The following is a 13,415-nucleotide window of genomic DNA, read 5'->3' on the forward strand; positions in this document are numbered from 1 at the left end:
GGAGTCCCTGCATTTGACCCAGCCTGCCTATGACGTCGTCGCGATCGGTAATGCGATCGTCGACATCCTGTCTCCTTCCACCGACGCCTTTGTCGCCGAGAACGGCATGACGAAGGGGGCGATGGCGCTCGTCTTCTCGCCCGAGGAGGCCGACGCGCTTTATGCCAAGATGGGGCCGGGGCAGGAGGTTTCAGGCGGGTCCGCGGCGAATACCATCGCCGGCATGGCCGCGCTGGGCGGCAAGTGCGCCTTCATCGGCCAGGTCGCGGACGATCAACTCGGCGCGGTCTTCGCGCACGACATTCGCGCCGCTGGCATTCGCTTTGACACCAATGCGCGCCCCGGCAGCCCGACGACCGGTCGCTGCATGATCTTCGTGACGCCCGATGGGCAGCGCACGATGAACACCTTTCTGGGCGCATCGCACTACCTGCCGGCCGAGGCGCTGGACCGCGATTTGATCGCCAACGCGCAATATCTCTATCTCGAAGGCTACCTCTGGGATCCGGAAGAGCCGCGTGCCGCGATGCGCGAGGCGATCGACATCGCGCGCGCGGCGGGGCGCAAGGTAGCCTTCACGCTGTCGGCCGAATTCGTCATCGATCGTCACCGCGATGCCTTCCACGAGCTGATCAACGCCGGGTTGATCGACGTACTCTTCGCCAATGAGGCGGAAATCGTCGCGTTGACCCAGGCGGCCGACACCGAAGGCGCGATTGCCGCGGTCAAGGACAAGGTGCCGCTGCTGGTCGTGACGATGAGCGAGGAGGGCGCCTGCGCCATTACCGGCGACCAGCATGTCCACGTACCGGCAGCACCGGTCGACAAGGTGGTCGACACGACCGGCGCGGGCGATCTGTTCGCCGCCGGCTTCCTGCATGGTCAGGCGCAGGGCTGGGATCTGGAGCGTTCGCTTCGCCTCGGTGCGATCTGCGCTGCGGAAGTGATCAGCCATTTCGGCGCACGTCCGCTCGCCGACCTGAAGGCGCTGGCCGCAGACGCCTGATCGGCAGAGTTCAACGGCGGGGGATCAGGCCAGCGTATCGGGCCTGATCCCCGTCATCCCCTTACCCGCCGCAATCCGCCTTCCAACGGGCGTCCATGTCGGCATCGGTGCGCAGCTGCGAGGCGAGCGTCACCTTGCCTGCCTTGACGATGAAGCGTTCATAGCCGGTGCGGCCCATGCCGACGCTGGCGTTCACTTCGCCGCAGACCGCGTCGCCACGCGCGATGACGCCCTTGAACTGCGCGCTTTCAGGCTCGCGCAATTGCTGGCGCACTGCCTCGGTACCGGCGCGCACGCGCTCTACCTCTCCGCGATCGGGCGCCACCTCGCACCCGCCCAGCGCCAGCAGAAGCAGCGCGGCGCGCTTCACTGCGCCGCTCCCGCTGCCGTTGCACCCGGCTTCAGCAGATCGAGCACCGCCGCCGTCATCGCGGTCGCGCCGGTCACCACCACCGGTTCGGGCGTGATCTTGAACAGCGGCGAATGGTGTGACGCGACGGCCGGGCCGCCGTTGCGTGCGGCCTCAAGCGCCGCGCGCGGCGTGCCACCGACCGCGATATAATAGCCTTTCACGCCGGTATCGGGCTGAACGAAATAGGCGAAATCCTCCGCCCCCATGCCCATCTGCTGGAACGGCACCACATTGGCGGCGCCGAGCGTGTCGACCATCACCGCGTTCAACCGCTGCGCGAGCGGGGTGTCGTTGATCGTCGTGGGCGTTCCCTCGATCTGGGTCACCACCGGCATCTTGTCCTCCGGCATGCCGTTCATGATGCCGACGCCGCGCGCGATCCGCTTGATCCCGTTGACCAGTTGCGCCCGGGTCGCTTCGTCATTCGCACGGACGGTGACCTGCAGCTTCGCCTCGTCGCTGATGATATTGTGCTTCAGCCCGGCGTGGAACGAGCCGACGGTGATGACGCCGGGGAGCAGCGGCGCCCGTTCGCGGCTGACCAGCCCCTGAAGCGCGATGACGATCTGCGACGCCATATAGACCGGGTCCTTGCCGGTATTGGGGCTGGCGCCATGCGCGCCGATCCCGGGCACGACGATGTCGATCGAATCGGATGAGGAATATTGGATCGTCTCGCTGGCCGCGATCTTGCCCGTCTCCATGCTGGCATCGACGTGATAGGCCAGCGCGTAATCGGGCTTGGGGAAGCGGGTGTAGAGGCCGTCGGCCACCATCGCCTTGGCGCCAGCGATCCGCTCCTCGGCCGGCTGCGCGACGAACACCACCGTGCCCTTCCACCGATCGGTCATCGCGGCGAGGCGGCGCGCGGTGGCGATCAGGCCGACGATATGGGTGTCATGTCCGCAGGCGTGCATCACCGGCACCTCGACGCCGTCGACGCCGATCTGGCGCACGGTGGAGGCATTGGGCAGCCCAGACTTTTCCTGCACCGGCAGGCCATCCATGTCCGCGCGGAGAAGCACCACCGGGCCGGGCCCGTTCTTCAGCACGCCGACCACGCCGGTCTGGCCGACCTTCTCGGTCACCTGCATGCCCGCGATCTTGCGCAGCTCCGCCGCGATCGCGGCCGCCGTCTTGGTCTCGCGGAACGACAGTTCGGGATTGCGATGGAACTGGTCCCACAATTTGCCGAGGTCGCGGTCGTAATCGGCCTTGATCTGGGCCTGATAATCGGGCGCCGCCGCCACGGGCGTGGCGACGGCGCAAAGCAGTGCGGCAACAATCAAACGGCGCATTCTATTCCCCTCTTGTCGCGTGCAGCATAGCCGCCGCGCCGCGGGGGTGAAGCGCGTTTAGTCGACGAAGGCGCGTTCGATCACGAACTGGCCGGGATTGGCATTCGACCCCTCGGTCATGCCGAGCTGTTCCAGCATCTGCGCGGTCTCGCGGATCATCGCGGTCGATCCGCACAGCATGACGCGGTCGGTTTCCGGATCGAACTTCGCCGGGCCGGTCACCGGCGGCGCAAACAGGCGACCGTCAGCGATCAGATCGGTGATCCGGCCCTTGGTCTCGAACTCCTCACGCGTCACGGTGGGGATATAGTGGAACTGCTCCGCTGCCTGGTCGCCGACCAACGGATCGTCCGCCAGCCGCGCGCCCAGCTCTTCGCGGAACGCCAGGTCGTTCACCCGGCGCACGCCGTGGACGACGATCACCTGGTTGAAGCGCTCGTACACTTCCGGGTCGCGCGCGAGGCTCAGGAACGGGGCAAGACCGGTGCCAGTCGACAGCAGCCACAGCCGCTCGCCACCCAGCAGCGCGTCGCAGACCAGCGTGCCGGTCGGCTTCTTGCCCATATACAGCTGGTCACCCGGCTGGATCATCTGCAGCCGGCCGGTCAGCGGGCCGTCCTGCACCTTGATCGACAGGAATTCGAGTTCATCGGCATAGGACGGGCTGGCGATGGAATAAGCGCGCATGATCGGCTTGGCCGAATCATCCTCACCGGGCAGGCCGATCATGATGAATTCGCCCGAGCGGAAGCGCAGCGACGACGGGCGATCCACCGCGAAGCTGAACAGATGCTCGTTCCAGTGGCGCACCCATTTCACGTTGACCGTCAGGAAGGCCTTGTGGTCGGGAATCAACTTCGGTTCTGCAAGTACGGTCAACGATCTCGCTCCTTGATGGCGCCTGGTGCGACTGGCGGCGCCATCCAAACATCGGCAGTCTTCAACACCTGACCGCCACTCGGGTTACCAACAACGTCGTCGTCCTGCGCCCTGGCCGCAAGCAAGAAAAGCTCACGTCACGAAAAGCCGGCCACGCGCACGGCCCCTGCATCATGCAGGGGGCGAGCCATGGTCAGCGCCTGACGATCCGGCGCAGCCTCAGACACTTCTGCCCGGGGCGCGCCAACGACCGCTCAAGTAGGTGAAGCACGGTCGGAGTGCAACGCGCCGACCAGCACGACAGCAGCAGCATTGCTCTTCCGCGCCGCACCCCTCGCCCCCATATTGCCGCGATGGCGATCCAGATCCGTACCTCGCTTGCTGAACCCGAAACCGGCGAGAATTTCGTTCCCCATCGGCCCCAGCGCCCGGACAAGGTGGAGGGCGGCAAGCCGTTCAAGCTGGTGTCCGACTACGAGCCCGCAGGTGACCAGCCGACCGCGATCCGCGAGCTCGTCGGTGCCGCGCTGGCGGGCGAGAAGGATCAGGTGCTGTTGGGCGTCACCGGCTCGGGCAAGACCTTCACCATGGCGAAGGTGATCGAGGAATTGCAGCGTCCCGCGCTGATCCTCGCGCCGAACAAGATCCTGGCGGCGCAGCTGTACGGGGAGTTCAAGAGCTTCTTCCCCGAGAATGCGGTCGAATATTTCGTCAGCTACTACGATTATTATCAGCCCGAGGCGTATGTCCCCCGGTCCGACACGTACATCGAGAAGGAAAGCTCGGTGAACGAGGCGATCGACCGGATGCGCCATTCGGCCACCCGATCGCTGCTGGAGCGGGACGACGTGCTGATCGTCGCCTCCGTCTCGTGCCTCTACGGTATCGGTTCGGTCGAAACCTATTCGGCGATGATCTTTGACCTGAAGAAGGGCCAGACGGTCGACCAGCGCGAGATCGTGAGGAAGCTCGTCGCGCTCCAGTACAAACGCAACGATGCGGCCTTCCAGCGCGGCAATTTCCGCGTGAAGGGCGACAATCTGGAGATCTTCCCGTCGCACCTCGAGGATGCAGCGTGGCGGATCAGCTTCTTCGGTGACGAGATCGAGGAGATCGTCGAGTTCGACCCGCTGACGGGCAAGAAGGCGGCGAGCATGAACTCGGTGCGGGTCTATGCGAACTCGCACTATGTCACCCCCGGGCCGACGATGAAGCAGGCGACCGAGGCGATCCGCCACGAGTTGGCGGAGCGGCTGAAGGAGCTGGAGGCGGAGGGCAAGCTGCTCGAGCATCAGCGGCTGGAGCAGCGCACCAATTTCGATCTGGAGATGATCGCCGCCACCGGCAGCTGCAACGGCATCGAGAATTACAGCCGCTTCCTCACCGGCCGCCTGCCGGGCGAGCCACCGCCCACGCTGTTCGAATATCTGCCCGAGAACGCGCTCTTGTTCGTCGACGAGAGCCACCAGACGATCCCGCAGATCGGCGCAATGGCGCGCGGCGACCATCGTCGGAAGATCACGCTGGCCGAATACGGCTTCCGCCTGCCGAGCTGTATCGACAACCGCCCGCTGCGCTTCAACGAATGGGACGCCATGCGCCCGCAGACCGTCAGTGTCTCGGCGACGCCGGGCGGCTGGGAGATGGAGCAGACCGGCGGCGTCTTTGCCGAACAGGTCATCCGCCCGACCGGCCTCATCGATCCGCCGGTCGAGATTCGCCCGGTCGAGGAACAGGTGCAGGATTGCATCGTCGAGTGCCGCAAGACCGCGGAGCTCGGCTATCGCACGCTCGTCACCACGCTGACCAAGCGGATGGCGGAGGACCTGACCGAATATATGCACGAGGCGGGCGTGAAGGTCCGCTACATGCACTCCGACGTCGAGACGCTGGAGCGTATCGAGCTGATCCGGGACCTGCGGCTCGGCGTGTACGACGTGCTGATCGGCATCAACCTGCTGCGCGAGGGCCTCGACATCCCCGAATGCGGCCTCGTGTGCATCATGGATGCCGACAAGGAAGGCTTCCTGCGCTCCGAGACCTCGCTGATCCAGACGATCGGCCGCGCGGCGCGCAACGTCGACGGGCGCGTGATCCTCTACGCCGATCGTATCACCGGCTCGATGGAGCGGGCGATGAACGAAACCGCGCGCCGCCGCGAGAAGCAGGAGGCGTACAACCGAGAGCACGGCATCACGCCGACCACGATCAAGCGCAACATCGGCGACATCATCGCGCACGTATCGAACCAGGACAGCGTGCTGATCGATACGGGCGACGAGGAACGGCCGCACATGGTGGGCCACAATCTGCGCGCCTATATCGAGGAACTCGAGAAGAAGATGCGCAAGGCCGCGTCAGACCTCGAGTTCGAGGAAGCCGGCCGCCTGCGCGACGAGATCCGTGCGTTGGAGCAGGAGGAGCTTGGCCTGCCGGTGCAGGAGCACAAGGCGCCGCTGATGGGCCGCAGCAATGAGGGCAAGCCGGGCACGCGCAAGACGCGCTTCGGCAAGCAGCAGGCGATCAGGATGGCGAAGCGGCGGTAGGGCACGCGCCCGCCGCCGCCGGCGAAACCCTATCGAAGCGTCAGGTCTTCGCCGCTTACCCCGTAATAGCCGGCGACGCGATCGGCATAGGCCTGGTCGAAATGCGGTGCATTGCTGGCCCAACTCGGCCCGCCTTCGAGCATGCGGCGGTCGATCGTCACCACATACAGGTCGCGGACGGGATCAAAGCTCAACAGCGAGAAGGGCAGGGCATAATAGCTTTTCCCCATGCCCAGGAACCCGCCGAGGCTCAGCACCGCATGGGTCACGCGCCCGCTGACCTTATGGGTCAGGAACGACTGCACCGTCCCGATCTTGTCGCCGTCGCGACTTTCGACCTTTACGGTGGAGACGAGCGTCGCTTCGATCAGGGCAAGAGTGGTCGGCGTGTCGGCGGTGCTCATCATTGTCTCCCGGTCGGGCGAATGGTGTTTCGCTGAACCGATGGTCCCGCGCGGCGGTTCCGGTTGAGCCGGGGCGCCGGTGCGCGCTAGGGTAGGCCATGCGCCTTCTGCCTGCCGCCGCCCTTCTTCTCCCGATCAGCATGGCGGCCTGCGTCGCCCCGCCGGCCGATGCTCCCCCGCCGCCGCGGCCGCCGGTCACCACCCCGCCGCCGCCGCAGCCGCACAAGCCGGCGCCGCTGGCGGCCGACTGGCAGGATTGGCCGTTGACGCCCGGAACCTGGCGCTATGCCCGCGAAAGCGGCGGCACGCGCGCGGTGTTCGGGCCGGGCAACGGCGCGCCCTTGTTGTCGCTGCGCTGTGACCTGGCGGGGCGCCGCCTCGTCCTGTCGCGGCCCGGCGCGCTGCCGGGCGCGATGACGATCCGCACCAGCAGCACGACCCGCGCCGTTCCGGTGCAGGTGTCGACCGGCTCCGCCCCCTCTGTGCAGGCGGTGTTCACCGCGCGCGAGCCGTTGCTGGATGCCATGGCGTTCAGCCGCGGGCGGATCGCGATCGAGCAGCCGGGCGCGCGGACGCTGGTGGTTCCGCCCTATGCCGAAGTCGGCCGCGTGATCGAGGATTGCCGGGGGTGATCCGACCCGCGGCGGGGCGCGAAGGATCGTGCGAAGCGGCACTTAAAACAAGTCTTGTTTCTGGTTGATAAAGGATTCAGATTGCGGATGTGGCTGACAAGGTCACGCTCGTTATCAACCAGCGAAAGGAGGTGATCCGATGTCTCATGGTTCAGCAATGGGGTCGGTTCAGTTCGTTCGGGGGACGCGCTTCTGATCCTGTGACGCTTCGACGGGAGGTATTCCCCTCCAACCAACGTCGGACGCCGTAGCATTCAGAGGCCCGCATGGTCTCCCGGGCTGGAGCTCTCCGGCCGCTGACCATGTTTAGGGGTTGTCGGGTTGTCCGAAAGGGTGCCCGGCAACCTCTTCTCATATCTGACGCTTTCGCAAAGGTGCCTGTAAACGTGCAGGACGCCGCATCGCGCGACCGCCATGCCGCGCGGAGACGCACCAACGGTGGAGCTTCCCACGCTTGGCCGCTACACGGCGCATCGATGCGTGCTCTCCTTCTCCTGCTTCTCGGCCTCGGCCTAGCCTTCCCCGCGGCGGCACAGCGCGCAGATCGGGCGACCCCCGGCTATGTGCGGGTGCGGCTGGAAACGGCGCTCGGGCCGATCACGCTGGCGCTGAACGCAAAGCGGGCGCCGGAGACCACCGCGAATTTCATGAAATATGTCGATGACGGCCGTTTCGATGGCGTCAGCTTCTACCGTGTCGCACGCAACAAGAAGGCGCCGCAGTTCGGCTTCATCCAGTCGGGCATCCGCACCGATGCCCGCCGCTTCCTCGACATGATTCCGCATGAATCGACCAAGAAGACCGGAATCAAGCATCTCGACATGACCATCTCGATGGCGCGGCGCGGCCCGCCGGGTTCGGCCAACGGCAATTGGTTCATCTCGGTCGGAGCCATGCCCTGGATGGACTGGAAGCCCGACAATCCCGGCTATGCCGCCTTCGGCCGCGTCGTCGCCGGACAGGCGGTGGTGAAGAAGATCCTGGCGCAGCCTACGGGCGGCGGCATGAACGGCACGCTGTTGATGAAGCCGATCTACGTGAAGCGCGCGGTGCGGCTCGACGGCAAAGCGAAGCCGACGGGACGCCCCCGGCCCTGGGTGCTGGAAGGGCGCAAGGACGGCTAGGCCCCACGCGGCAGGGGCAGAAGTAGGGTCAGGACAGCGCGCCACTCCGCTCGTCGCAAGCTGGACGATATAACGGTACTTTGACGTTGCTATGGCAGTGACGCTGACCTAGCAATCGTCATGCAGTACGGCGATCATATGGCCGGATCGGTCACGTCCTTCCGCTACGGCACGGCCGGTTCGCAGCGCCCCTCGGGGCTTGGCTACGAGGAAGCGGACCCCGTTACCGCCTTCGTTCCTCCGCCTCGTCCGCGCTATGAGGAGGCCGATCCCCTCATGCAGGACGCGCATGACGGGGACAGCGGCCCGGCACGCGAGCAGCAGCTGTTCTTCATCACCAGCGCGAACCGCAATCCTGCCGAGGACCAGCTGATCCATGCGCTTGCCGCGCCCCTCTACGCGCGCCGCCGCGAGGACGCCTGATCGCGCCTCACCCGCTATGACATGCGGGCGCGGAACAGCTGCCCTTCCTCCACGACCCAGATGATGCCCAGCACGATCAGGCCGATGCACAAATAGCCGATCGCCAGCGGCGTGGTGGTGCCCGCATAGGACTGGCCGATCAGCGTCCCCACGATCACCGCGCCAATGCTGGTGATGAAGCCCTGCAGCGACGACGCGGTGCCGGCGATATGTCCTACCGGCTCCATAGCCATGGCGCCGAAATTGGCGCCGCACAGGCCGATGCAGGTCATGCTGAGCGCCTGGAAGAAGACATAGCTGGCCAGCGTCTCCCACCCCGCGAGCACGACGGCGACATGGACGATCGAAAGCGCGATCAGCGCCAGCACCGCGCTTTGCGAGATGAGCCGCGTGCCCAGCCGCTCCACCAGCCGGCTGTTGAGGAACGAGGCCGCACCCATCGCGCAGGCGCACAGCGCGAACAACATGGTGAAGCGATCGCCCGCATCGAACTCATCGACAAAGATCTGCTGCGACAGCGACACGAAAGCGATGATGCCGCCAAAAGTGAGCGAGGCGGCGATCGCATAGCCCAGCGAATAGCGGTTGGTGAGCGTCAGATGATAGCTGCCGCGCAGCGCCTCCAGCGAGATCGCCCGCCGCCGTGCGATGGGCAGCGTCTCGGGCAGGCGCACCGCGCTCCACGCCAGGACGAACGCGGCAAAGCCGCCCAGCACGTAGAAGATGAAGCGCCATGGCCCGAAGGCGAGCAGCAACTGTCCCAGCGTCGGCGCCAGGATCGGCACCAGGAAGAAGATCATCTGCGCAACCGACATGGTGCGCGCCATCTGCCGCCCGGACGATCCGTCGCGCACGATGGCGACCGCCAGCACGCGGGTGGAGGCGGACATCAACCCCTGCAGCAGCCGCGCGAAGAGCAGGGCGGCAAAGGTCGTCGAACTGGCGGCGAAGATGCTCGCGGCGGTGAATCCCGCCAGCGTCACCAGCAGGATCGGCCGCCGGCCATACCGGTCCGCGAGCGGGCCATAGACCAGCTGCCCCGCCCCGAACCCCACCATATAGACGGTGATGATCCACTGCCGATGGTTCGCTTCCATGATCGACAGGTCACGGCCGATATCGGCGAGCGCCGGCAGCATCAGGTCGACGCCGAATGCGTTGACTGCCATCACCGCGGCGACAAAGGCCACGAATTCGCGCGGGTGCATGCCGGCGGGAGCAGGGTGGGTGTTCATGCAGGGCCTATCGGGAAGGTACGGCAGGAGGACAAGCGGTGGATGGCGGGCGAGGCGCTATTCCTCGCCTTCGGCCAATGGGGCAACGTCGACAGAAACCTCCATCTTCTGCGCCCCCGATCCCAGCACGACACCGTCGACGGGGGCGATTTCGGCATAATCGCGGCCGACCGCGGTGATGATATGGTCGCTGGCCATCCAGATGCCATTGGTCGGGTCGACGCCGATCCAGCCACGCACCGGGCCGCACCATAACAGCACCCAGGCGTGCGTCGCATCCGCGCCCACCAGCCGCTCTTGCCCGGGCGGTGGCAGCGTGCGGATATAGCCCGAGGCATAGGCTGCCGGCAGGCCCGCCGCGCGCAGGCCGGTGATCATGATCTGCGCGAAATCCTGGCATACGCCGCGCCGCTTCAGGAACGCCTCGTGTGGCGGCGTGTCGACCAGCGTCGCGGCGGGATCAAATTCGAACTCGCGCTGGATCCGCTGCGCCAACGCAATGCCCGCTTCCAGCGCGTTGCGCGAGGGGGCAAGATCGGGCGCGCAATAATCGGCGATCTGGCGATCGAGCGGGATCAGCGGCGAGGGGAAGAGATAGCTCGGCGGCCCCGCGGGTGACAGGTCGCGGCTGTCGCGCGCCATGGCGGCTATCTCGCCCAGCGTCGGATCGCCCGGCGCCAGCATCGGCACCGGACGGTCTACCGTCATGCGTGCGCAGCTCTCGATCGTCAGCCGCTGGACCGGCACGTCGATCGTGAGGCGCGTCACGTTGGCGAGCCCCGCCTCTGCCCGCGCCGGGGTGGTCCGGCCCGATGGCGTCACGCGCAGCATGTACGATTCCAGCCTTTGTCCCGGCCAGTCGATCGGCTCCAGCCGCAGGTTGCAGCGCGCGAAGCGCACCGGCGCACCATAGTCGAACCGGGTGACGTGGGTGATGTCGTAGATCATGCCAGCGTCAGCCCGCCGGCGCGCAGCGGCTCCGCCCCTTGCAGGAAATAGCGCCGGGCAATCTCGTTGGAGAGGCCGATCAGCCGCGCCTCCAGCTCGCTCAGCATCTTGCCGTCGAGCGTTCCGGCGCGGGCGCTCGATACGATCGCCTTCAGCTCGGTTGCCTGTTGCTGCTGCTCCTCCGCCATGCCGTCGTCGTTCAGCACCGGCAACGCACAAAGATGCTCCCAGATGCGCTCCACCTGAAAGGCGAGCGAGCGCGGATTGCCGGTATCGAGCGCGACCAGATCGACCACCGGCACGCGCGCGAGGCCGGTCAGATAACGCTGGCGATAGCTGATCTGGCTGTCGGCAAGGTCGAGCAGGGTCGACAGATCATCAAGCGATGATCCCGCAAGGCCAAAGGTCAGGAGAGCGCGGACCATGGCCAGTGCGCGCTCGATCCGCCGACCGAGATCGTGGAACCGCCAGGCCGCGGTGCGGCTCATATGTTCCGCCGACAGGCCGGCGATCGCCGCGTAGCGCCGCTGAAGCGAGCCCGCGCGATCCAGCGTCCCGCGATGGGTGGGGAAGGGCGCGTCGAGCAGCCGCACCATATCCGCCGACAACCGGTCACGCGAATTGTTGCCGATCCGCCGTGCGTGCAGGTTGATCTCCGCGACCGATTGCCAGCCCTGGCCGACCGATTCCATCGCATGCCGCGCCATCTGGGTCAGGTCCGCCCGCTTGTGGCTGGACGGGCGCGGCGCGGCGCCGGTGCTGCCGATCAATCCTGCCAGCCGCCCGATCGTGTCGCTGCTCAGCGCCGCGCCGCCATCGGCGTCGATCGAATTGCCCAGCATCACGCGGATCACCGCCAGCAGCGCCTCGCCGCGTTCCAGATACCGGCCCAGCCAGAAGAAATTGTCCGCCACGCGGCTCGGCAGGGTGCCGGGATTGCGGCGAATATGCTGGGTGTCGGTTGGCGGCAGCAGCGACACGGGATCGACCGGCGTGTTCCCGTGTACCACGACATCGGCCGACCAGATGCCCTCGCCCATCACCGCCGCGCGCGGATCGGGATGCTCGGCGATGCGGGCGAAGCCGCCCGGCAGCACGACCCAGCGGCCGTCCGCGCCGCGCGCGGCAAAGACACGCAGCGTGAAGGGGCGCGATACCAGGGTGTCGCCGGCGACGACCGGCATGGTGGAAAGCCGGACGATCTCCTGCCCGACATAATCCTGCGGCCGACGCGCCAGATCGGCGCGCAGCGCCGTGCGTTGTGCGGCATCGAGATCGTTTCCCGCGACGGCGCTGTCGGTGGGTAAGCCCAGCGTCCCGCCGCCAAAGGCCGGCGCGATGAGCAGATTGTCGAGATCCTCCTCCACCCGCGCGCATTCGGAGGGCTGGCCGCACCACCAGGTCGCGATATTGGGCAGGCTGAGGCTGGCCCCGGTCAGGCGAAGGCACAATTGCGGCAGGAAGGCGTGCCAGGCGGGCGCCTCCAGCACCCCGACACCGGGTGCGTTCGCCAGCACGACATTGCCGGCGGCATAGGCGTCGATCAGGCCGGGCACGCCGATCTGCGAGTGAGTGTCGAAGGCGAGCGGGTCGAGGAAGCGCGCGTCGAGCCGGCGCCACAGAGCGTCGATCCTCTTCAGCCCGCCGATGGTGCGAACATAGACCTTGTCCTCCAGCGCGGCGAGGTCAGCGCCCTCCACCAGCAGCAGGCCGAGGTAGCGGGCAAGATGTGCCTGCTCGGGATAGCTGACGGTGTAATTTCCCGGGGTCAGCAGGCCGATGCGGGGATCGGTGCGGTTGCACGATGCGGCGAGGCCGTCGCGAAATGCGGCAAAGAAGGGCGCATGGCGCGCAACATTGAGCCGCGCCTGAAGGCCGCCGAGCGTGCGGCTGACCGCCAGGCGGTTTTCCAGCGCATAGCCCGCACCCGATGGCGTGCGAAGATGATCGGCCAGCACCCGCCATTCGCCGGTCGGCCCGCGGCCCAGGTCCACGGCCATGAAGTGAAGCTGGTGGCCGCCCGGTGGCGGCAGGCCGACGAGCGGGCGCAGGAAGAACGGGCTGCCCGCCACGAGCGCGGCGGGGACCAGCCCGCGGGCGACCAGCTTTGCCTCGCCGTACAGATCGGCAAGGATGGTCTCGAACAGGTCGGCACGCTGCACGATCCCGCGTTCGATCGCGGCCCATTCGTCGCCCTCGATCAGCAGCGGGACCGGGGACAGGGGCCAGGGTCGCTCCTCATTCTCGCCGGTCACGCGAAATCCCGTGCCGATGTCCGCGGCATGGCGCTGCACGCGTTCGCGGGCGTACGCCAGGTCATCGCCGACCAGCGTCGCTAGTTCCTCGAACATCGCCAGCCACGGAGTCTCGTCGCCGCCGCACAGCACGTCGCCGCCGCTGGCGACATGCGCGCGGTAATCGTCGATCCAGCGACGCGCGTTGGTATAGGGATCAAAAAGGGCGGGCTGTGTCGCCAAGACGATGGGGCTCCTGCGCGGCGCGGACCCT

Annotated in this window: 12 protein-coding genes; 5 read left to right on the forward strand and 7 right to left on the reverse strand. The window is 66.8% G+C overall.

Annotated features, from left to right (window positions below; genetic code table 11):
- Positions 1–13: 13 nt before the first annotated feature.
- Positions 14–1,006 (forward strand): adenosine kinase, encoded by a 993-nt coding sequence (locus XM50_RS09350; RefSeq protein ID WP_046409066.1) that lies wholly within the window; start codon positions 14–16, stop codon positions 1,004–1,006.
- 61 nt (positions 1,007–1,067) lie between these two features.
- On the opposite strand, the gene XM50_RS09355 is transcribed toward XM50_RS09350, so the two are convergent.
- The 3 genes from XM50_RS09355 to XM50_RS09365 are packed head-to-tail and all read right to left on the reverse strand — an operon-like array spanning position 1,068 to position 3,595.
- The gene (locus tag XM50_RS09355) at positions 1,068–1,376 is read right to left on the reverse strand and encodes a hypothetical protein (RefSeq protein ID WP_052742519.1); all 309 of its coding nucleotides are present in this window, start codon (positions 1,374–1,376) and stop codon (positions 1,068–1,070) included.
- Positions 1,373–2,716 (reverse strand): amidohydrolase, encoded by a 1,344-nt coding sequence (locus XM50_RS09360; RefSeq protein WP_046409067.1) that lies wholly within the window; start codon positions 2,714–2,716, stop codon positions 1,373–1,375. The genes XM50_RS09355 and XM50_RS09360 overlap by 4 nt, the downstream gene beginning before the upstream one ends.
- 57 nt (positions 2,717–2,773) lie before the next feature.
- Positions 2,774–3,595, reverse strand: coding sequence for a ferredoxin--NADP reductase (locus XM50_RS09365; protein WP_052742520.1), 822 nt, complete (start codon positions 3,593–3,595; stop codon positions 2,774–2,776).
- A gap of 353 nt (positions 3,596–3,948) precedes the next feature.
- Here XM50_RS09365 and uvrB point away from each other — a divergent pair, with 353 nt between their 5' ends.
- On the forward strand, positions 3,949–6,141 hold the full coding sequence (gene uvrB, locus XM50_RS09370) for an excinuclease ABC subunit UvrB (protein ID WP_046409069.1): 2,193 nt from the start codon (positions 3,949–3,951) through the stop codon (positions 6,139–6,141).
- A 29-nt stretch (positions 6,142–6,170) separates the two neighbouring features.
- On the opposite strand, the gene XM50_RS09375 is transcribed toward uvrB, so the two are convergent.
- Positions 6,171–6,545, reverse strand: coding sequence for a PRC-barrel domain-containing protein (locus XM50_RS09375; RefSeq protein ID WP_125945133.1), 375 nt, complete (start codon positions 6,543–6,545; stop codon positions 6,171–6,173).
- 98 nt (positions 6,546–6,643) lie between these two features.
- On the opposite strand from XM50_RS09375, the gene XM50_RS09380 reads away from it, so the two are divergent.
- The 3 genes from XM50_RS09380 to XM50_RS09390 all read left to right on the forward strand — a co-directional run bounded on the left by XM50_RS09380 (position 6,644) and on the right by XM50_RS09390 (position 8,724).
- On the forward strand, positions 6,644–7,177 hold the full coding sequence (locus XM50_RS09380; RefSeq protein ID WP_046409071.1) for a hypothetical protein: 534 nt from the start codon (positions 6,644–6,646) through the stop codon (positions 7,175–7,177).
- 476 nt (positions 7,178–7,653) lie between these two features.
- A complete protein-coding gene (locus tag XM50_RS09385; RefSeq protein ID WP_046409072.1) occupies positions 7,654–8,301 on the forward strand; it encodes a peptidylprolyl isomerase in 648 nt (215 codons plus the stop codon).
- A 120-nt stretch (positions 8,302–8,421) separates the two neighbouring features.
- The gene (locus tag XM50_RS09390; RefSeq protein ID WP_046409073.1) at positions 8,422–8,724 is read left to right on the forward strand and encodes a hypothetical protein; all 303 of its coding nucleotides are present in this window, start codon (positions 8,422–8,424) and stop codon (positions 8,722–8,724) included.
- Positions 8,725–8,738: 14 nt separating this feature from the next.
- On the opposite strand, the gene XM50_RS09395 is transcribed toward XM50_RS09390, so the two are convergent.
- The 3 genes from XM50_RS09395 to XM50_RS09405 all read right to left on the reverse strand — a co-directional run bounded on the left by XM50_RS09395 (position 8,739) and on the right by XM50_RS09405 (position 13,390).
- Positions 8,739–9,932: a multidrug effflux MFS transporter gene (locus XM50_RS09395; RefSeq protein WP_046409074.1), complete on the reverse strand. Its 1,194-nt coding sequence runs from the start codon at positions 9,930–9,932 to the stop codon at positions 8,739–8,741.
- Between the two features lie 84 nt (positions 9,933–10,016).
- Positions 10,017–10,907: a transglutaminase family protein gene (locus XM50_RS09400; protein ID WP_046409075.1), complete on the reverse strand. Its 891-nt coding sequence runs from the start codon at positions 10,905–10,907 to the stop codon at positions 10,017–10,019.
- Positions 10,904–13,390 carry a circularly permuted type 2 ATP-grasp protein gene (locus XM50_RS09405; RefSeq protein ID WP_156167226.1) on the reverse strand — a complete coding sequence of 829 codons (2,487 nt, stop codon included), beginning with the start codon at positions 13,388–13,390 and terminating at the stop codon, positions 10,904–10,906. Before XM50_RS09405 ends, XM50_RS09400 begins: the two co-directional genes overlap by 4 nt.
- Between the last annotated feature and the right edge of the window lie 25 nt (positions 13,391–13,415).

Source organism: Sphingomonas sp. Ag1 (assembly GCF_000980895.1).
Lineage (GTDB): Bacteria > Pseudomonadota > Alphaproteobacteria > Sphingomonadales > Sphingomonadaceae > Sphingomonas > Sphingomonas panaciterrae.

Excerpts from the sequence above, each read along its gene's own strand:
- XM50_RS09400 (WP_046409075.1), bottom strand. The coding sequence starts at position 10,907 with ATGATCTACGACATCACCCACGTCACCCGGTTCGACTATGGTGCGCCG.
- XM50_RS09375 (WP_125945133.1), bottom strand. The coding sequence starts at position 6,545 with ATGAGCACCGCCGACACGCCGACCACTCTTGCCCTGATCGAAGCGACG.
- XM50_RS09395 (WP_046409074.1), bottom strand. The coding sequence starts at position 9,932 with ATGCACCCGCGCGAATTCGTGGCCTTTGTCGCCGCGGTGATGGCAGTC.
- uvrB (WP_046409069.1), top strand. The coding sequence starts at position 3,949 with ATGGCGATCCAGATCCGTACCTCGCTTGCTGAACCCGAAACCGGCGAG.
- XM50_RS09360 (WP_046409067.1), bottom strand. The coding sequence starts at position 2,716 with ATGCGCCGTTTGATTGTTGCCGCACTGCTTTGCGCCGTCGCCACGCCC.
- XM50_RS09380 (WP_046409071.1), top strand. The coding sequence starts at position 6,644 with ATGCGCCTTCTGCCTGCCGCCGCCCTTCTTCTCCCGATCAGCATGGCG.
- XM50_RS09390 (WP_046409073.1), top strand. The coding sequence starts at position 8,422 with ATGCAGTACGGCGATCATATGGCCGGATCGGTCACGTCCTTCCGCTAC.
- XM50_RS09385 (WP_046409072.1), top strand. The coding sequence starts at position 7,654 with ATGCGTGCTCTCCTTCTCCTGCTTCTCGGCCTCGGCCTAGCCTTCCCC.